General features: G+C 71.4%; 22 protein-coding genes and 1 riboswitch. Of the genes, 7 read left to right on the top strand and 15 right to left on the bottom strand.

The genetic code is table 11. The features are described 5' to 3' along the window. Positions 1-5: 5 nt before the first annotated feature. On the top strand, positions 6-761 hold the full coding sequence (locus JIX56_RS36345; protein ID WP_257546938.1) for an SDR family oxidoreductase: 756 nt from the start codon (positions 6-8) through the stop codon (positions 759-761). Between the two features lie 73 nt (positions 762-834). Here the strand turns inward: JIX56_RS36345 and JIX56_RS36340 are convergent, their stop codons facing one another. Both JIX56_RS36340 and JIX56_RS36335 read right to left on the bottom strand, forming a co-directional pair. Next, the gene (locus JIX56_RS36340) at positions 835-1899 is read right to left on the bottom strand and encodes a cobalamin-independent methionine synthase II family protein (RefSeq protein ID WP_257546936.1); all 1065 of its coding nucleotides are present in this window, start codon (positions 1897-1899) and stop codon (positions 835-837) included. 11 nt (positions 1900-1910) lie between these two features. Then, positions 1911-2450 carry a hypothetical protein gene (locus JIX56_RS36335; protein ID WP_257546935.1) on the bottom strand — a complete coding sequence of 180 codons (540 nt, stop codon included), beginning with the start codon at positions 2448-2450 and terminating at the stop codon, positions 1911-1913. A 244-nt stretch (positions 2451-2694) separates the two neighbouring features. Between JIX56_RS36335 and JIX56_RS36330 the strand changes: the two genes are divergently transcribed. After that, positions 2695-3204, top strand: coding sequence for an EF-hand domain-containing protein (locus JIX56_RS36330; protein WP_257546933.1), 510 nt, complete (start codon positions 2695-2697; stop codon positions 3202-3204). A gap of 185 nt (positions 3205-3389) precedes the next feature. Here the strand turns inward: JIX56_RS36330 and amaP are convergent, their stop codons facing one another. The 5 genes from amaP to JIX56_RS36305 form a co-directional block, all read right to left on the bottom strand. Next, positions 3390-3968 (bottom strand): alkaline shock response membrane anchor protein AmaP, encoded by a 579-nt coding sequence (gene amaP, locus JIX56_RS36325; protein ID WP_257546931.1) that lies wholly within the window; start codon positions 3966-3968, stop codon positions 3390-3392. Positions 3969-3972: 4 nt separating this feature from the next. Further along, positions 3973-4710 (bottom strand): DUF6286 domain-containing protein, encoded by a 738-nt coding sequence (locus JIX56_RS36320; RefSeq protein ID WP_257546929.1) that lies wholly within the window; start codon positions 4708-4710, stop codon positions 3973-3975. Beyond that, positions 4707-5081 carry an Asp23/Gls24 family envelope stress response protein gene (locus tag JIX56_RS36315; RefSeq protein ID WP_257546927.1) on the bottom strand — a complete coding sequence of 125 codons (375 nt, stop codon included), beginning with the start codon at positions 5079-5081 and terminating at the stop codon, positions 4707-4709. Before JIX56_RS36315 ends, JIX56_RS36320 begins: the two co-directional genes overlap by 4 nt. After that, on the bottom strand, positions 5078-5263 hold the full coding sequence (locus tag JIX56_RS36310; protein ID WP_257546925.1) for a hypothetical protein: 186 nt from the start codon (positions 5261-5263) through the stop codon (positions 5078-5080). The genes JIX56_RS36315 and JIX56_RS36310 overlap by 4 nt, the downstream gene beginning before the upstream one ends. Before the next feature lie 104 nt (positions 5264-5367). Next, positions 5368-5853, bottom strand: coding sequence for an Asp23/Gls24 family envelope stress response protein (locus JIX56_RS36305; RefSeq protein ID WP_257546923.1), 486 nt, complete (start codon positions 5851-5853; stop codon positions 5368-5370). An 89-nt stretch (positions 5854-5942) separates the two neighbouring features. On the opposite strand from JIX56_RS36305, the gene JIX56_RS36300 reads away from it, so the two are divergent. Continuing rightward, positions 5943-6686 carry a nucleopolyhedrovirus P10 family protein gene (locus JIX56_RS36300; RefSeq protein WP_257546921.1) on the top strand — a complete coding sequence of 248 codons (744 nt, stop codon included), beginning with the start codon at positions 5943-5945 and terminating at the stop codon, positions 6684-6686. A 46-nt stretch (positions 6687-6732) separates the two neighbouring features. Here the strand turns inward: JIX56_RS36300 and JIX56_RS36295 are convergent, their stop codons facing one another. From JIX56_RS36295 to JIX56_RS36280, 4 genes are all read right to left on the bottom strand, one after another. Further along, positions 6733-7524: an enoyl-CoA hydratase/isomerase family protein gene (locus tag JIX56_RS36295; protein ID WP_257546919.1), complete on the bottom strand. Its 792-nt coding sequence runs from the start codon at positions 7522-7524 to the stop codon at positions 6733-6735. Positions 7525-7648: 124 nt separating this feature from the next. Beyond that, complete coding sequence (locus JIX56_RS36290; RefSeq protein WP_006123601.1) at positions 7649-7870, bottom strand: helix-turn-helix domain-containing protein; 222 nt, start codon at positions 7868-7870, stop codon at positions 7649-7651. A gap of 376 nt (positions 7871-8246) precedes the next feature. Further along, complete coding sequence (locus JIX56_RS36285) at positions 8247-9845, bottom strand: ABC-F family ATP-binding cassette domain-containing protein (RefSeq protein WP_257546918.1); 1599 nt, start codon at positions 9843-9845, stop codon at positions 8247-8249. Positions 9846-10028: 183 nt separating this feature from the next. Beyond that, positions 10029-10181: a hypothetical protein gene (locus tag JIX56_RS36280; RefSeq protein ID WP_257546917.1), complete on the bottom strand. Its 153-nt coding sequence runs from the start codon at positions 10179-10181 to the stop codon at positions 10029-10031. Positions 10182-10595: 414 nt separating this feature from the next. On the opposite strand from JIX56_RS36280, the gene JIX56_RS36275 reads away from it, so the two are divergent. After that, positions 10596-11018 (top strand): VOC family protein, encoded by a 423-nt coding sequence (locus tag JIX56_RS36275; RefSeq protein WP_257546916.1) that lies wholly within the window; start codon positions 10596-10598, stop codon positions 11016-11018. Positions 11019-11067: 49 nt separating this feature from the next. Here the strand turns inward: JIX56_RS36275 and JIX56_RS36270 are convergent, their stop codons facing one another. From JIX56_RS36270 to JIX56_RS36260, 3 genes are all read right to left on the bottom strand, one after another. Beyond that, the gene (locus tag JIX56_RS36270; protein WP_257546915.1) at positions 11068-12465 is read right to left on the bottom strand and encodes a hypothetical protein; all 1398 of its coding nucleotides are present in this window, start codon (positions 12463-12465) and stop codon (positions 11068-11070) included. A gap of 230 nt (positions 12466-12695) precedes the next feature. Continuing rightward, on the bottom strand, positions 12696-13823 hold the full coding sequence (locus JIX56_RS36265) for an alpha/beta hydrolase family protein (RefSeq protein ID WP_257546914.1): 1128 nt from the start codon (positions 13821-13823) through the stop codon (positions 12696-12698). Between the two features lie 155 nt (positions 13824-13978). Continuing rightward, positions 13979-14767 carry a class II aldolase/adducin family protein gene (locus JIX56_RS36260; RefSeq protein WP_257546913.1) on the bottom strand — a complete coding sequence of 263 codons (789 nt, stop codon included), beginning with the start codon at positions 14765-14767 and terminating at the stop codon, positions 13979-13981. 198 nt (positions 14768-14965) lie between these two features. Here JIX56_RS36260 and JIX56_RS36255 point away from each other — a divergent pair, with 198 nt between their 5' ends. The 3 genes from JIX56_RS36255 to JIX56_RS36245 all read left to right on the top strand — a co-directional run bounded on the left by JIX56_RS36255 (position 14966) and on the right by JIX56_RS36245 (position 17419). After that, complete coding sequence (locus JIX56_RS36255) at positions 14966-15715, top strand: lysozyme (protein WP_257546912.1); 750 nt, start codon at positions 14966-14968, stop codon at positions 15713-15715. Positions 15716-15906: 191 nt separating this feature from the next. Continuing rightward, the gene (locus JIX56_RS36250) at positions 15907-17166 is read left to right on the top strand and encodes an inorganic phosphate transporter (RefSeq protein WP_257546911.1); all 1260 of its coding nucleotides are present in this window, start codon (positions 15907-15909) and stop codon (positions 17164-17166) included. Positions 17167-17197: 31 nt separating this feature from the next. Next, on the top strand, positions 17198-17419 hold the full coding sequence (locus JIX56_RS36245; RefSeq protein WP_257546910.1) for a hypothetical protein: 222 nt from the start codon (positions 17198-17200) through the stop codon (positions 17417-17419). A gap of 16 nt (positions 17420-17435) precedes the next feature. Here JIX56_RS36245 and JIX56_RS36240 read toward each other — a convergent pair whose 3' ends face one another. Continuing rightward, a complete protein-coding gene (locus JIX56_RS36240) occupies positions 17436-17612 on the bottom strand; it encodes a hypothetical protein (RefSeq protein WP_257546909.1) in 177 nt (58 codons plus the stop codon). A gap of 133 nt (positions 17613-17745) precedes the next feature. Then, positions 17746-17889, top strand: a riboswitch (cobalamin riboswitch). Positions 17890-17956 lie beyond the last annotated feature (67 nt).

The raw sequence follows: 17956 nt of genomic DNA, 5'->3' as shown, positions 1-17956 counted from the left end.
GGGCCATGGATCTTGGGCTGAAGGACCGTGTCTACATCGTCACCGGGGCGACCCGCGGACTGGGCAACGCGGTTGCGAAGGAACTCGTCGCCGATGGCGCGAAGGTGGTCGTCACGGGCCGCGAGGAGGAGAGCGTGGGTGCGGCGGCGGCCGCGCTCGGGGCGAACGCGGTGGGGGTCGCCGCCGACAACGCCGACCCGGAGGCCGCCGGGCGGCTGATCGCCGCCGCCCGTGAGCACTTCGGAGGGTTCGACGGCATCCTCATCAGCGTGGGCGGGCCGGCCCCGGGGTTCGTCGCGGACAACACGGACGAGCAGTGGACCGCCGCGTTCGAGTCGGTGTTCCTGGGGGCGGTTCGCCTGGCGCGGGTCTCCGCCGAAGAACTCGGTGAGGGCGGTGTCATCGGGTTCGTGCTGTCCGGGTCCGTGCACGAGCCGATTCCGGGGCTGACCATCTCCAACGGGCTGCGGCCGGGGCTGGCCGGGTTCGCCAAGTCGCTGTCCGACGAGTTGGGGCCGCGGGGGATTCGGGTCGTGGGTCTGCTTCCGGCTCGTATCGACACGGATCGGGTGCGTGAGCTGGACGGGATGTCGGCGGATCCGGGGGCGACCCGGGCGGCGCACGAGTCGCGGATTCCGTTGCGGCGGTACGGGCGGCCGGAGGAGTTCGGGCGTACGGGGGCGTTCCTGCTGTCTCCGGCCGCGTCGTATCTGACGGGGATCATGGTGCCGGTCGATGGTGGGATGCGGCACGGGTTCTGAACTTGTCGCCCGGTGAACTCCCGTACTTCGCCGCGGAGTTCAGGAGCGAGCTGACGTGCTTTCGCCGGTGGGGTCAGCCAGTCAGCTCCCGGGCCGCCAGGGCGGTGCCCTCGATCCGGGCGCGGATCTTGGCGAAGGCGGTGTCGCGGGAGGTGGAGGTGTCGTCGGCGAAGGGTGAGAAGCCGCAGTCGTCGCAGGTGCCCAGGCGGTCGACGGGCACATGTCGGGCGGCGGCCAGAACCCGGTCGCGGACCTCCTCAGGGGTCTCGACGCGCGGGTCGATCGGGTCGGTGACTCCGATGAACACCCGGGTGTGGTCGGGCAGATGGTCGGCGAGGACGCCGAGAACCTTGTCCGGTTCCGGCTCACTGGCCAGCTGGAGGTAGAAGGTCCCGGCCTTGAGCCGCAGCAACCTGGGCAGCAGGGCCGCGTAGCCCACGTCGAGGCTGTGGGTGGAGTCCTGGTCGCCACCCGGGCAGGTGTGCACGCCGATCCTGGCCTGCTCGGCGGCCGAGAAGCGCTCCAGGACACGGTTGTTGAGCGCGACGAACTGCTCCAGCAGTCCCCCTGACGGGTCCAGTTTCAGCGCGAGGCGGGCCTCGGTGAAGTCGAGCTGGACGATGTGCGCGCCGGCGTCCAGGCAGCCGCGGATGTCGGCCTCGGCTCCGGCGGTGAGATCGTCGAGGAAGGCCTCACGGGGATAGCCGTCGATCCCTTCCGGCGGGTACAGCAGGCTGAGCGCCGAAGGGGCGATGACGGCCTGCTTGACCGGGACGGTCGCGTGCCGGCGGGCCGCCCGCAGATAACGGTCGGCGTGCACCGCGTAGCGCAGCGGTCCCGCCGTCAGGCGGGGAAGTTGCCGCTGGTGCCCGTCGGCGAAGGGGATGACGACGCCGTCGGGTGCCAGCCGGTCCAGTCCGGCGAGCGGGTAGGTGGCGAAGCCGGGCTTGGACTGTTCGCCGTCGGTGACGACCGGCGAGCCGATCTCCTCCAGGCGGAGGATGGTCTCGCGGACCGCCCGGTCCTGGGCGGTGGCGAGTTCGTCGTCGCCGATCCGGCCGGCGGCATGGTCCGCCACGGCCGCGAGGAGTTCGCAGGGGCGGGGAATGCTGCCGATGGGTTCCGTGGGGATCCCCACGCCGGCCGGGGTCACGGCTGGATCTCCAGCTGCGCCTGGCCGTTGCTCCCCCGGAGACCGGACAGGAGGCACTGCGTGGGCAGTTGGCCCGGCAGCGCGGCAACGGTCCGCTGCGCCGACTGACCCGCACCACGGCCCTCGCTGACCGAGCCGGACAACCTGATGACGAGAACACCGGCGACGCGGAGAGTGGTGCTCCTGTCGTAGCCGATCACTGACCGCCCACCGTCGGCGTACCGCACGGTTTCGTTGAGACGGGAGCTGGTCAGGGCGACACAGGACGCCGCCGGTGACACCCCTTCCAGGAAACCGGTGGCCGATACCGTCCGGCCGGGCCCGACCGTGCATGTGTACCGGGCCTGCGTGCGGACGTGGGTCTCGCGTGGCACCAGGGTCAGGGGCGGGTCGTACGTGCTGACACTGGCGCCCGCGCATCCGATGCTCCCTCCGTGTCCGACCGCGTCGGCCTGACCGGCCGGAGCCCACACCAGGGACGAACCCACCAGGACCAGCGAACTCAACGCCACTGCCGCACCACGCCTGCTGACCATGCACTCTCCAGGATTCCGGATCCGCCACCGGCCCGCTGACTACCCCGGGCACCCACCCCGCACCCCGGCTCTTCGCAGCGCATCAACGGCGCACCTTTCGCCCGCACGCGGGATCCGCACCACGCGCACCACGTCATCGTGGGGCGAGCCGTTCCGGCGGACGTACCGCCCGGCGCAACGGGTAAGGACAGCCGGACGAGATCGCAGCTCTCGCCGCCGAATCGACTTCGACAGAAGGTGCTCAGTGAACGAAACCGCCGCCAAGCGACTCGTCTTCGCCATGCTGGATGCCGACGGAGACGGGATCATCTCGAAGGACGAATACTTCGCACGGGCCGAGCGTGTGACCCTGGCGACGGGACGCACTCACGACGATCCCCTTGTCGTCGCCGCACGCGGGGCCGGTGAGCGAGCGTGGGCATCGATGGACGCGGACGGCGACGGAGGGGTGACCTTCGACGAGTACGCGGCCTGGGCCGGTGCCGACGCGTTCGACACCGTCTGCGAGCCTGTGCTCGGCGCACTGTTCGACCTCGTCGACACCGACAAGGACGGAGCTCTGGACCTCCCGGAATTCACGACACTGCGTACGGCGCTGGGGAACCCGGTCAGCAATATCAAAAGCGCCTTCGCCGCACTGGACACCGACGGCGATGGACACATCAGCCGTGACGACTACCTCGCCTCGGTCCGCGCACACATCACCGGAGATGCCTCACCGATGGGCGAAGCCCTGTACGACGCCGAGTCGTGAAGGAGACGCCCTCCTCGCGGAGCGCCGAGGCCCAGGAGTGGACTCCCGTGGTGCCCTCTGCGGCTGGGCCCGGCGAGGTCCTGGTTCCGCGCCGATCGCCGCCGACCGGCGCAGGTCCTGGGACGGCGGAGCCGCATGTCGGGACAGCCCCGCGCTCCTTGGGGAGTCAGGGCGCGGTTGGGCTGTCAGCTCACCCTTTCCGCACGGTGTTTGGCTCCCCGCAGTCTTACCTCCGCCGGTAGTGCCGCCAGGCCCGCCGAGTTCTGGGCGTGGGCCACCGCCTCCGTGGTCAGGGTGTGGAGGGCGTCGCCCGGGTTCACATGGGGCTGGAGGAGGAGGCGGACTCGGGCTTCGGGGGCGCTGCGGCGGCCCGTCAGGCGGGCGTGGGCGCGTTCGACGCCGTCCGACCGGGTGGCCTCGGTGGTCAGTACGCCCTCCAGCGCGCGCCCTCGAAGCAGTGCGCCCTCGCCGTCGCCGGTGTCGACGAGCACCTCGGCGAGCCGGTGGCGGCGCAGGACGGCGGTCAGCCACCACAGGGCGAGCAGGACGAGGAGGGCGAGTACGGCGATGACGGTGGGCCACCACCAGCCGGCGTCTCGCCATCGGGTCCGCTCGGTGTCGCTGAGCAGCACATCGTTCTGGTCGTCGTGCGGCCACCAGGAGGGTGGGTCCACGCCCAGTCCGACGGCGAGGACGGCGCCGCCGGCCACGACCAGGACGAGCCCGACCAGTCCGAGGAGCACCCGGTTGACGATCCTCAGCATCACGTCACCCCTTCCGGCCGGGCCGGCGTACGTGCACCGCCAGGGCGGGGGGCCGGGACAGGCCCAGCCCCCGGATGCCGTCGGCGAGCGTGAGGTCCAGGTCGGCCCGTACGTCGTCGAGTTCCCGGAAGTGCGACACCGCGCGGACGTCGACCTTCTTCCGGCCCACCCGGACCCGTACGGACTGCACGCCGGAGACCTCCATGGCCCGGTCGCGCAGGGCCAGCGCGGCGGCGCCCCGGTGCAGTCCGGCCCGTACGTGGGGGTGGACGCGCCGCATCGGCAGGACGTCGCGCAGCCCGGGGGTCGCGGCGAGCAGGAGCAGCCAGAGGCCCAGGAGTACGGCGACGCCTGCGCCGGCTAGCACCCAGACGTCGTCGAGGGGGCGCTCGGCGAGTTCCCTGGCCAGTGAACGGCGCCACTCCATGCCGGGCCGGTCGGCGCGGACGGCGGCGACGTCGTACAGGAAGAGGCCCGCGCCCGCGAGGAGCAGCACCGCGAGGATGCCCGCGGGGACTCTGCGCGCGGACCAGAAGCGCTTCTCCCTGCCGTCCTCGCCGTCGAGGACGGGCAACGGATCGTAAGCGGCGGCGGACGCCGACTGACCGGGCTGGTCCCCTTGGTCCGGTTGGTCCGGCTCGCGGTCGGTCGCCGTCCCGGCCGCCGTCCCACCGGCCGTCTCGTCGGCCTTCTCGATGACGGGTAGTCGTTGAGTGGTGCCTTCGCGCTGGGGTTCGCTCATCGCGTCCTCCCCTGTGCCGCGTCGTGTGCGTACGCCAGGTGCAGCCGTTCCACTTGGACGGCCACCTCCGATACGTGCATTCCCGCCAACGTCCCTACCCGCTGAGCGACATGACGACGCACCGCAGCGCATTGGCCACCGATGTCCGAGGGGTAAGGGAGTTCGAGACTCACGCGGATGCGCGCCGTCTCGTGATGCACGACGACGGTGGCGTGCGGGGGCGCGGAGTCCGGCACCGGTGACTCCAGTGCTTCGCGCGCCGCCTGCGAGGCGATCTTCGCGACCACCCGGTCGGCGATCGTGGTCGCCCCGCGCTCACCGGGCGCGACGGCCTTCGCCTCCCTGGGACGGCCGCTGTCCACGGGGTTCATCGGCGCCGGTCGTCACGCGAGCGGAAGAAGTCGCCCAGGTCCAGGTCGCCCTCCAGGAACCGGCCGACGACGAAGCCGACGGCGCCCAGCGCGGCGACCAGCAGAAAGGCGCCGAATCCGCCGAAGTACCCGGCGAAACCCAGGGCCATTCCGGCGATCATGCCGATCACGGCCAAGCTCATGCGGTGCTCCTAGAGGCTCGGACACTCCTGTCGCATTTCCGTCATCTCGGTCGTTTCTTTCATTTTGGTCAATTTCGTCGCATTTCGCCGAAGCCGGGCTCCGCTCATTGCAGCCGGGACTCCTGCTCCTCGTCCTCCTCGTCCGGCAGCTTCACATCGCTCACCGCGATGTTGACCTCGACGACCTCCAGGCCGGTCATCCGCTCGACGGCCGCGACGACGTTCTCGCGCACGTCACGGGCCACATCGCCGATGGACACTCCGTAGTCGACGACGATCTCCAGATCCAGCGCGGTCTGCACCTCGCCGACCTCGACCTTCACACCCCGGGTCACCGACCTCGTCCCACCGGGGACCCGGTCCCGCACGGCCCCGAAGGTCCGGGAGAGCCCGCTGCCCATGGCGTGCACGCCCATCACTTCCCGCGCGGCGAGTCCGGCGATCTTCTCGACAACGCCGTCGGCGATGGTCGTACGCCCCCGGGTGGCCGGATCACCGCCGCCGCGCCGGGTGGGCTTGCGCCCGACCTGCGTCGGCTCCTTGGTGGTGTCGGGTCCTTCCGTCCGGTTCCGCTCCGTCATGTCAGTCATGCCGTACGTCCCTTCCGGTCGTGCCCCCTCAAACCCACAGTAAGCGCGGTTGCAGCGCCGCGCGCCGGGGGATGCGGCAGGCTGGAGCAATGACGGCGGACGATTGGACGACGGCGGTACGACGGCAGCTCGGGCTCGGCCGCGTCCTCCCCCTGGGCGGCGCGCACGACGGAGCGTGGATCACGGAGAGTGCGGCCGAAGCGGCACTGCGCCGCGCGGCAGCGCCCCTGCGCGGGGTCGCGCTCGGCCCCCTCCGCATCTCACTGGCCGCCCCGGAGGCCTCGCCCGATGCCTCCGCGTACGAGACGGCCGTACCCCCACCCCCGAGCGCCCTCCCACCCGGCCCGCTCCGCATCACCGCCGACTTCGCGGCCTCGGCGGCTCCGACCGCCGAGCCCTTCCCGGCGACGGCGACCCGCCTCCGCACGGCCCTGTCCACCATCGCCGCGGAACGCCTCGGTCTGACGGTGACGGAGGTGGACCTGCGGGTGACGGCCCTCCTGGAAGACGAGGAGGAACCCGCGACGCCGGCCCCTGAGCCCCCGCCCGCCTCGCCGCCCCCGCCCGCCGGCGACGACGAGGAGTCCCGCGCGGCCGCCGCGGCCCTCGCGATCCCCGGCGTCGCCCACCTGACCGGCGCCCTCGGCGGCCTGGGCCGCGCCATCCACATCGCCACAGGGCCCGTCCTCCCCCGCCGCCATGTCCGCGTGGAACTGGCGGTGACGGAGGAAAGACGGGCCCTGGACGTGGCACGCGACGTACGGGCGGCGGTGAGCGAGGCCCTACCGGATCACCCGTCGGTGGCGGTACTCATCACGGCCGTCGTCTCGTAACGGCCGTGTTGCAGCGGCTGTCTTGTAGCGGCCGCGGCTGCGCCGACTACTCCCCCACCCCCGCGAGGTCCCGCAGCCGCCGAGCCTGCGCAGCCCGCTCCGCCGCCCTCTGCTCCTCGTACGACCGGTCCTGCGCCCCGCGCAACAGCCCCTTCGTCTCGATCACGGCATCCCGCGGCGCGGCCACCAACGCGGCCGCCAGGTCCCGCACCGCATCGTCGAGTTGATCCGCAGGCACGCCGAGGTTCGCCAGGCCGATCCGCTGGGCCTCGTCCGCCTGGACGAAGCGCCCGGTGAGGCAGATCTCCAGCGCGCGCCCGTACCCGACGAGGTGCACCAGCGGATGCGTCCCCGTGAGGTCGGGAACGAGCCCGAGGCTGGTTTCGAGCATGGCGAACTGCACGTCGTCGGCGACGACGCGCAGATCACAGGCGAGGGCAAGCTGGAAGCCCGCACCGACGGCGTGCCCCTGCACGGCGGCGATGGACACGATGTCGCTGCGCCGCCACCAGGTGAACGCCTCCTGGTACTCGGAGATGGTCGAGTCGAGCTCGGCGTCGTCACGGCGCGCGAGATCGATGAACGACGGCTCCCCCTCGATGCCTTCGGGCGTGAACATCTGCCGGTTGAGCCCGGCGGAGAACGATTTGCCCTCGGCGCGCAGCACGACCACACGGACGGAGCCCGGCAGCAGCCGCCCGGCCTCGGTGAGCGCCCGCCACAGAGCGGGGCTCTGCGCGTTGCGCTTGGCCGGATTGGCCAGCGTCACCGTGGCGATCGCGTCGTCGACGGTGAGCCGTACGCCGTCCTTGTCGAGCAGCGGTTCGAGCGAAGCCATGGGGCGCCTCCGATGAGTGCGGTCACAGAGCGATGGAGCGATGCTAAGTGACTGCACAGTAACCACCCGGTCGATCAGCCGACCGACCGGGTGGCCACCGTCGAAGCCGATGGGCCGCCCGGCGTCAGGCCGAAGCGGCCTTCTTGCCCCGCGTCGCCCCGCCACGCCCTCGAAGCGTGACGCCCGACTCGCTGAGCATCCGGTGTACGAAGCCATACGAGCGGCCGGTTTCCTCGGCCAGCGCCCGAATGCTCGCACCGGAGTCGTACTTCTTCTTCAGGTCTGCCGCGAGCTTGTCGCGCGCGGCGCCGGTAACCCGGCTGCCCTTCTTCAGAGTCTCGGCCACCCGGTCCTCCTCATGGGAAGTGCGCTCTGGTTCTCCTCATGATCACCCCTCCGGGGCGCGATGGCCACCCATTCGGCAAGGTCCGTGAGACAAGGTTTTGACGACAGGAGCGCGTCCCCACGAGTGGAATCTGTAATTCCGCCCAGCGGCGTCCGTGCGGCCGAACGGGTTGTCCTGCGAAGTACCAGGTCAGAGACGTGCGACGGCCGAGCCCTTCGCCAGGAAGGGCTCGGCCGTGAAATCGATGTAGGACACACCTCGGTACGAGGAGATCTCACACAGATGATGGATCACGGATGGGCCGAATGATCCATAGGCAGTTGATCAACCCATTTGATCAACCTGTTTGATCAAGCGGTCTGATCAAGCGGTCTGATCAAGCGAGCGCGACGAGGTCGGCATAGTCCGCGCCCCACAGGTCCTCGACGCCGTCCGGCAGCAGGATGATCCGCTCCGGCTGGAGCGCCTCGACCGCGCCCTCGTCGTGGGTGACGAGGACGACCGCGCCCTTGTAGGTGCGCAGCGCGCCAAGGATCTCCTCACGGCTGGCGGGGTCGAGGTTGTTCGTCGGCTCGTCGAGCAGGAGGACGTTCGCGGACGACACCACGAGGGTCGCGAGCGCGAGACGGGTCTTCTCGCCGCCGGAGAGGACCCCGGCCGGCTTGTCCACGTCGTCGCCGGAGAACAGGAATGAGCCGAGCGTCTTGCGGATCTCGACCAGGTCCAGGTCGGGGGAGGCGGAGCGCATGTTCTCCAGGACGGTGCGCTCCGGGTCGAGGGTCTCGTGCTCCTGCGCGTAGTAGCCGAGCTTGAGGCCGTGGCCCTCGATCACCTGGCCGGTGTCGGGCTTCTCCACGCCGCCCAGGAGGCGGAGCAGGGTCGTCTTGCCGGCGCCGTTGAGGCCGAGGATGACGACCCGGGAGCCCTTGTCGATGGCCAGGTCGACGTCGGTGAAGATCTCCAGCGAGCCGTACGACTTCGACAGGCCCTCGGCGGTGAGCGGCGTCTTGCCGCAGGGCGCGGGCTCGGGGAAGCGCAGCTTGGCGACCTTGTCGGAGACCCGTACCGCGTCGAGGCCGGCGAGCAGCCGGTCGGCGCGCTTGGCCATGTTCTGCGCGGCGACGGTCTTGGTGGCCTTGGCGCGCATCTTGTCGGCCTGCGAGTGCAGCGCGGCGGCCTTCTTCTCGGCGTTCTGCCGCTCGCGCTTGCGGCGCTTCTCGTCGGCCTCGCGCTGCTGCTGGTAGAGCTTCCAGCCCATGTTGTAGACGTCGATCTCGGCGCGGTTGGCGTCCAGGTAGAACACCTTGTTGACGACTGTCTCGACCAGGTCGACGTCGTGGGAGATCACGATGAAGCCGCCGCGGTAGGTCTTGAGGTAGTCGCGCAGCCAGATGATCGAGTCGGCGTCGAGGTGGTTCGTCGGCTCGTCCAGGAGCAGGGTGTCGGCGTCGGAGAAGAGGATCCGGGCCAGCTCGATACGGCGGCGCTGACCGCCGGAGAGGGTGTGCAGCGGCTGGCCGAGCACCCGGTCGGGCAGATTCAGCGCGGCGGCGATGGTGGCGGCCTCGGCTTCGGCGGAGTACCCGCCCTTGGTGAGGAACTCCGTCTCCTGGCGCTCGTACTGCTTGAGCGCCTTCTCGCGGGTGGCGCCCGAGCCGTTGGCGATGCGCTGCTCGTTGTCGCGCATCTTGCGGATCAGTACGTCGAGGCCGCGCGCGGAGAGGATGCGGTCACGGGCGAGGACGTCGAGGTCGCCGGTGCGGGGGTCCTGCGGGAGATAGCCGACCTCGCCGGAGCGGGTGATGGTGCCGCCGGCCGGCATGCCCTCGCCGGCCAGGCACTTGGTGAGGGTGGTCTTGCCGGCGCCGTTGCGGCCGACCAGGCCGATGCGGTCGCCCTTGGCGACACGGAAGGTGGCGGACTCGATGAGGACGCGGGCACCGGCGCGCAGCTCGATACCGGAGGCGGAGATCACGGACAGACTCCAGAGCGGATGGGGGAGGCGGGTGGGCGGCTGAGGACGTTCCCGCCGTCTAATGCGCGAGGAGAATGGCCATGGGCCGATTCTAACTGGGGGCGGCAAGCGGTTTTCCGCCCGTACCACAAGGGATCACGTGGTCTCGGTCACCGGCTCGCGCCGGACATCGGTCCCCTCGGGCTACGGGAGTTCGTTGCCGAGCGGTCTGCGGTCCGGGGTGATGCGGCCGAGGTCGTCGACGGCGACCATCTGGGACGTCCAGGGCGCGTCCGGGTCCGGGGTCCCGTCGGTGGTGCAGGGCTGGGCGATGAGCAGCGCCGTGCCGCGCCGCACCGCCCGCCCGCCCGGGCTCGAACGCGCAGCCCTCGTCGGCGGGCAGCACCCAGCGGAGGTCACCGTCCGCGAGGCGGTGGGCGGTGACGCGGCCGGGGGTGACCACGGCGAGCATGCGGGGGCTGAGGAGTCTCAGGGTCCCGTTTCCGCCCCCGGCCCGGAGCGGGTGGGCCGCGCCCGGCACGGCCCGGTGCCGGCGGACGCCCTCGCCGCCGGTGTCGGTGACCAGCCCGTCGTCCCACAGCTCGATGACGTGCCCGCGCGCCGGGAACACTTTTCGCGGCGCATCCCCCGACCGGCCGCTCAGCCGCCCGCCCGGTCAACCGTCTGTTCTCTCTCGCTCGCTCGGCAGGGCGTTGTCAGTGGTGGGTGCAAAACTGAGCAGCAAGTCGTATTCCGGACGACGGAGGGGTCGTGATCGGTATGGCAGGCAGGAGCGACGGGCGTCCGAGCGTCTATCCGACGCTGCTGTACGCGGACGCCAAGGCGGCCATCAGGCAGCTCACGGAGGCGCTGGGCTTCACCGAGCTGTCGGTGTACGAGGGCGAGGACGGGGTGGTGCGGCACGCCGAGCTGACGCAGGGGAACGGCGCGGTGATGGTCGGCTCCAAGGGCAGCGGCAGCGTCTTCGACGGCGCGATGAAAGGCGCGGGGCCCGCCGGGGTGTACATCGTCGTGGACGACGTGGACGCCCATCACCTGAGGGCCGTCGAGCACGGCGTGGAGATCCTGATGCCCCCGACGGACCAGGAGTACGGGTCGCGCGACTACATGGCCCGGGACGCCGAGGGCAATGTGTGGAGCTTCGGCACGTACGCCCCCGAGATAGGCGGCTGACGCCCACGCGACCGGCCCGTCCCGCGCGGTCCGGCGCGGGCCGGCCCGGTCAGCTGCCTCCGGTGTGCACCTGGAAGGCGGCGCGGCGGACGGCCTTGGCGAGAGCCGGGTCGGGGTGGGCGGCGGCGAGGGCGACCAGGACCTGGACGGTGCGGGGATGGCCGACCGCGCGGACCTCGTCGAGCAGCGCGGGGACCGTGGCCTGCACCGCGGACTCCAGGTGGCGTACGAGCAGCGGGGCCTCGCCGTGGTCGGCGACGGCCGCGGCGGTGTCCACCCAGAGCCAGGTGGCCTCCTCACGGGTGAGCACCTCGTGGGCGTCCTCGGGGTCGGCGCCGTCATGCTCGGCGAGCCAGAGCAGGGCGTAGGGGCGCAGCGGGGTCTCGTCCGCGACGGTGCGTACGTCCGGCTCGGCGGGGGTGCCGACGACGCGCAGGGCCTCGAAGGCGAGGCCGCGGATGAGGGCGTCCTCGCCTCGGGCGGCGTCGATGAGTTCGGTGACGGCGCCGCCGACGGGGCGGGCGGCGAGCCAGGCGCGGTACTCGGCGCGGGCCGCGTTCGGGCGGAGCTGGGCGCAGCCGCGGAGCATGTCCTCGGCGGAGACCTCGATGTTCCCGGCGGGGCTCTGCGCGGCGACGCAGATCTGCTCCAGCTTGACCCAGACCGCCCAGCTGCCGAGCGGGGTGAGGGTGGCCTGGCCGTCGCCGTAGGTGAGGGCGCCGACGGAGGCGAGGGCGCGCAGGGACCAGTCGAGCAGCGGGGCGAGGGGGGTGTCCTCGGTGCTGGGCTCCACGCTCGCCTCGGCCTGCGGGCCATAGGGGACCTCGCAGCGCTCGGTGCGCAGTTCGGTGACCCGCTGGTCGAGGAGGTCGAGGAGCTGTTCCACGGGGACGGGCCCGGCGGAGAGCTGGAGGAAGGAGAGCACCTGCGGCATGGCCGAGACGACCTCGGCGACGGCGGCGGGCTCTCGGTCCGCGGGCTCGGGGTGGGCGATGGACCAGGCGTCGAAGAACGCCACCCAGCCGCGCAGTACGGCGCTGTCGTCGCGGTTCCAGGCGCGCAGCCGCCAGCCGGGGCGCGCGCTGTCGCCGTGCACCTCGACGAGGCCGGCCAGACGAGCCGTGTCCCAGTCGTGGTGCACCTGATCCGGGGTCAACCCCAGGTCGGTGGCGGCCCGTTCGGCGGTCGCGGCAGAGAGAGTGCCGGTGCCGTCGGAGCCCGCGCCCTCGCGGCCGGGGCGCAGGGCGGCATCGGCCCAGCGGGCGACGCGGGCCGCGTCCGCCAGGACGGCGCGGGCCATGCGGGCGAGTTCCGCGGGCGGCGGGGTGCCCTCCGGGGGCCGGGGAGCCGGTCGGCGGCGCTGGGTCACTGCTGCTCGGGGAGCGGCGGCCAGGGTTCGCGGGCTGACGAGTCGGAGCCTGGAGTCGCGCGGATTACGGGACGTCACGGGGGCAGTCTTCCGGTTGACGGTCCGAAAACCCAAACGGAATGTCACAGCGGGCGACAGGGGTGGCCAACGCACGGGTTCCCCAGGGGGTCGACACCGAGGAGGATCGCCCTGGTTCGACGCTAAACGGAATGTGGCGTACCTCTCTGTGGCGGGGCGGTTCCCGGCCCTGCCGACAGGGTTCCGACAACGTGTGGGGCGCGGCACGACCGGTCGGGCTCCCCTGCTCCCTACATCAGGGGCGTGAGGAAGCGGCGCAGGGTCTCTTCGTAGGCCTGGGGGTCGGCGTTCCACATGGCGCCGTGCGGGGCGTGGGGGACGGTGCGGAGGGTGACCCGGCCGGGGTGGCGGGCGGCGAGGGCGCGGGAGGGGCCCCAGGGGGCGACGGCGTCGTCGGGGCCGTGGAAGAGCAGGGTGGGGGTCCTGAGTTCCGCTGGGACGGCGGCCTGGCCGACGGGGGCGGCGCGCAGTCCCGTGCGGCCCTGGGCGGCGCGGACCGCGAGGGGCAGCAGGGCGCCGGGGGTGCGGCGGGCGGCGGCGAGGGCGCGCAGGGTGGCCGTCCAGTCGAGGACCGGTGAGTCCAGGACGAGTCCGGCGACGCGGTCGCGGAGCGGGGAGTGCGTGGCGGCGCGCAGGGCCATGGTGGCGCCGGTGGACCAGCCGTGCAGGACGACCTGTTCGGCGCCGAACCGCACGGCGTACCGGATGGCCGCGTCCACGTCGCGCCACTCGGTCTCGCCGAGGTGGTTCAGGCCGTCCGGGGAGCGGGGCGCGCCCGGGTCGCCGCGGTAGGCGAGGGCGAGCACCGGGAAGTGGTGGCGGTGCAGGAACTCCATGACGTTCATGGCGTGTTCGCGGGTCGCGCCCAGGCCGTGCACGGCGATCACCCAGGTGTCCCGGTCCGCGGGCACCAACCAGGCGGGCAGGGTGCCGAGTTCGCCGGGGACGTCGACGTCGTCGTGGTCGAGGCCGAGCGCGGTGCGGGGGTCGCCGATGTGGGTGTTCGGGGTGAGCCACACCTTGTCGCCGGGCTCCAGGGTGCCGTGGGTGACGCGTTCCAGGCGGCGTACGACCGTGTCGGGGGCGTGCGGGGCGCCGTTCAGGACAGTGCCGACGACCGCGTGGGAGCCGTGGCCGGTGAGGCCGTAGGTGCCGGGGCGTTGGGAGGCGAAGGCCCGGGTCAGGGCGATACGGCCCGCGGCGGTGGAGTGCACGGTCAGCCGGGGTTCCGTGGGCAGCGGTCCGCCCGGCGGCGCCTTCAGCGCGGCGTCACTCGCCAGCCGGCCCACGGCGACACTGGCCGCGCCGGCCGCGAACACGACCCCGAGGGCCGAGGCTGCCGCTTTGACTGCACGCACGGCTCCAGTGTCCTGGCGGACCCCGTCCTGGGCCAGTGGGCGCGGATGACGGGTGAACGGGGTGACGAGCGCGCGGATGGCCGGGCGGGCATGACGAGCGATGGTCCAAAGGCCCCTGGCTCCGCCGCGGAGCTCTGTTTCCGCCGCGACGCCGATCAGCCCGGACGCTTCCGCCCGGCGGTGCCCGGCGCTCCGGGCCCGCCGGCGGTCCCCTGTCCCGGCTGCCCATAGCCCCGCAGCCGCTCCCCCACCTCCGCCACCTGTGCGTGGGTGAGCAGGTTCGGGGTGAGGCCCGGTACGGAGGATGCCGTCAGCCAGACCTGGCACATCCATTCGAGTTGGGCCGTGCGGTCGTAGGCCTCGGAGAGGGTGTCTCCGTAGGTGATCGTGCCGTGGTTCTGGAGGAGGCAAGCGGTGCGGTCCGTCAAAGCGCGGAGCATGTTCTCGGCCAACTCCGGGGTGCCGTAGGTCGCATAGGGGGCGACCCGGACGGGTCCGCCGAGGGCGGCGGACATGTAGTGGATCAGCGGCAGCTCGCTCACGAGGGTGGAGACGGCGGTCGCGTGGACGGCGTGGGTGTGCACGACGGCGCGGGCGTCGGTGGTGGTGTGGATCGCCAGGTGCATGGGGAGTTCGCTCGTCGGGCGGAGCGTGCCGAGGACCTGCCGGCCCAAGAGGTCGACGCCCGTCACGTCGTCCGGGGTCAGGCGGTCGTACGGCACGCCCGTCGGTGTGACCAGGACGGTGTCGCCCACGCGTACGGACACATTGCCGGAGGTGCCGACGACCAGCCCCTCGGTCACCGTCCGGCGGGCCGTCGCGACGAGTTCGTCCCACGCGCGCGCCACGTCGTCCGGCACACCCCGTCGCCGTACGTTGCGCGCATCCTGTGCGTCCTCACCCGTGCCCCGCTCGTCCCGGGCGGTGCGCCGCTGCTCAGCCATGCCGTGATCCTGCCAGGCGGACGGCGAGGAAGGGTCCCGGGCGCGGGCACTGCAGGGCGGAGGACGGGCCTTCGGAAGAGCTCATATACGCATACATCACCCGGTGTTGGTGATTGGCCGGTGATCGACCGCGTTTCGGGGATCTTCCAGTAATCTCCGGTTGTTTTGTCGCACAATTCGCCATTCCGGGGGGAAAACATGGCCCGTGATCTCAAGCCGTCCCGTCGTCGCAACCGCGTGTTCGCGGCCTCCGTCGCCGCGCTCGCCCTAGGGGGGACAGCTCTCGTCGAGATCCCTGTCTCGGCCGCCGCCAAGCCCGAGGGGCACGACGTCTCCTCGCACCAGAAGAAGGTCAACTGGTCGAGCGCGAAGTCGAAGGGCGCCCGGTTCGTCTACGTCAAGGCGACCGAGTCCACCACCTACCGCAACCCGTACTTCGGCCAGCAGTACAACGGTTCGCGGAACGCGGGCCTGGTCCGCGGCGCCTACCACTTCGCGGTGCCGAACAGGTCGTCCGGCAAGGCCCAGGCCCGCTACTTCGTGAACAACGGCGGCGGCTGGCGCGCGGACGGCTGGACGCTGCCGCCGGCGCTCGACATCGAGTACAACCCGTACGACAGGAAGAAGAAGTGCTACGGCCTGAGCAACAGCAGGATGGTCGGCTGGATCAAGTCGTTCAGCGACGAGGTCAAGCGCCTCACCGGCCGTCGTCCGGTGATCTACACGACCACCCACTGGTGGAAGACCTGCACCGGCAACAGCGCGGCCTTCGGCGGGAACCACGCGCTGTGGCTGGCCCGGTACAACTCCGCGGGGGCGGGAGAACTGCCCGCGGGGTGGAAGTTCTGGACGATCTGGCAGTACGACAACGGCAGCGGGCGCCTGCCGGGTGACCAGAATCTCTTCAACGGGTCCATGGGCCGGCTGAAGGAGTTCGCCAAGGGGTAGCGGACCTCGGTATTCCACCTCAGTTCGAACACGGGGGCTGTCGCTCCGCCGGGCTCGCCGCCTGCGTCGGCGCACAGGCGGAGCGGCGGCACCTCATTCACTACACCCGCAAGCCTGTCCTAGTTCATCTTCCGTTCATCCAGGTTGCCTACGGTCCACGTGCCACTGACGTCCAAAAGAAGCCCGGGTAAATGGAAAACTTCTCGCTGATCCTCGCGATCGTAGTGATCACTGCGCTCGCGTTCGATTTTACGAACGGTTTCCACGACACCGCCAACGCGATGGCCACCACCATCTCGACCGGCGCCATGAAGCCCAAGGTCGCGGTCGCCATGTCCGCCGTGCTCAACCTTGTCGGCGCGTTCCTTTCCATAGAGGTCGCCAACACCATCTCCAAGGGGCTCGTCGACGAGTCCGGCATACAGCCAGAGGTCATATTCGCGGCGCTCGTCGGCGCCATCCTCTGGAACCTGCTGACCTGGCTCGTCGGGCTCCCCTCCAGTTCCTCGCACGCCCTGATGGGCGGTCTCATCGGCGCCACCATCGCCTCGGCCGGCGCGGGCGCGGTGCACGGTGACGTCCTCGTCACCAAGGTGCTGATCCCCGCCGTCGCGGCCCCGCTGGTCGCCGGCATCGCGGCGATGTTCGCCACCCGGCTGACGTACGGGCTCGGGAAGCACACGAGCGAGAAGGCCTCCGGCAAGGGCTACCGCGCCGGTCAGATCGCCTCCGCGGGCCTGGTCTCGCTGGCCCACGGTACGAACGACGCCCAGAAGACGATGGGCATCATCACCCTGGCCCTGGTCGCCGGCGGCGCCCTCGCACCCGACTCCGACCCGCCGGTGTGGGTCATCGTCTCCGCCGGTATGGCCATCGCGCTCGGCACCTACCTGGGCGGCTGGCGCATCATCCGCACGATGGGCAAGGGTCTGACCGACCTCCAGCCGCAGCAGGGCTTCGCCGCCCAGACCAGCGCGGCCACGGTCATCCTGGCCTCCTCGCACCTCGGCTTCTCCCTCTCCACCACGCACTCGGTCTCCGGTGCCGTGATGGGCGCGGGCCTCGGCCGCAAGGGCGGTGTGGTCCGCTGGTCGACCGCGACCCGGATGTTCGTCGCCTGGGGGCTGACCCTGCCGGCCGCCGCGCTGGTCGCCGCGCTCGCCGAGTGGGTCACGTCCTTCGGCACCTGGGGCACGGCCGTCGTCGCGGTCTTCCTCATCGCCTCCAGCGCCGCCATCTGGGTGCTCTCGCGCCGCGAGGTGGTCGACCACACCAATGTGAACGACGCCGAGGAGACGCCCGGAGTGGTGACCACGGCGATGGCAGCGGTGACGCCGCCGGCCGGCCCGGTGGTCGCGGACCTCACGGCGACCATTCCGGCCCCCGCGGCCGCGACCGCCGCCGAGACCACGGCCTCGACGAACCCGCCCACGCCGACGCCCGCCGTCTGAGCCCCGCGACTCCCTGAGGAAGATCACCACCATGCACATCGACTGGGCAGCCCTCGGCTCCGTCTTCGGAGTCAGCCTCGTGGTCACCGTGGCCCTCGTCGGCCTCTTCACCCTGGGCATCGTCGGCCTCTCCAAGCGGGAGGAAGCGTCAACCCGGGGCGACTCGGTGGCGCTCGCGACCACCGGGGCGTACGTGTGCTTCGCGCTGTGCGCGGCGGCCGTGGCGTACGGAATTTCCCTGATCATGACCTGAGACCGGAAACCCCACGTCAGCGGTGGTGCGGGCGCTGGGGCCGAGCCTCCCCCAGCGCCCGGTTCAGGACCCGGAGCCGTTCCGTGACCGGGGTCGGCCCCCACCACAGGCCGGCCCCGGCGGCGCCGAGTACGGTCACCACCAGCCAGACGAGACCGTGTATTTCACCACTCGGTACGAGAAGCGCGGCCAAGGCGCCCACCCCCGACGGAAAGCACCCCCAACTTCACGATCCGCCCGCTCCGCCGATTCGGGCGTCTGACGGGATTTCAGCGGGTGTGGGGCTCAGCACACCGTTCCACCGCAGGTCAACAGCAAGTTGACGGGTCTTCCAAGGGCGTGGTGGACTGCCGGGGCCATGTACGACGGCAGGAGAGGAAGCCGGTGCGATTCCGGCGCGGTCCCGCCACTGTCACCGGGGAAGAACCATCCCGGGAGCCAGGAACTCTCGCCGTCGGTCTCGTCGAACCAGGGCGTGGACACCCTGAGTGAGGACATATCGCCATGCGCGGCTGCCACTTGAGTTTCAGCACCTGG

This window comes from Streptomyces sp. CA-210063, from assembly GCF_024612015.1.
Taxonomy (GTDB): Bacteria; Actinomycetota; Actinomycetes; order Streptomycetales; family Streptomycetaceae; genus Streptomyces.
This window is presented reverse-complemented; position numbering and strand designations above follow the sequence as displayed.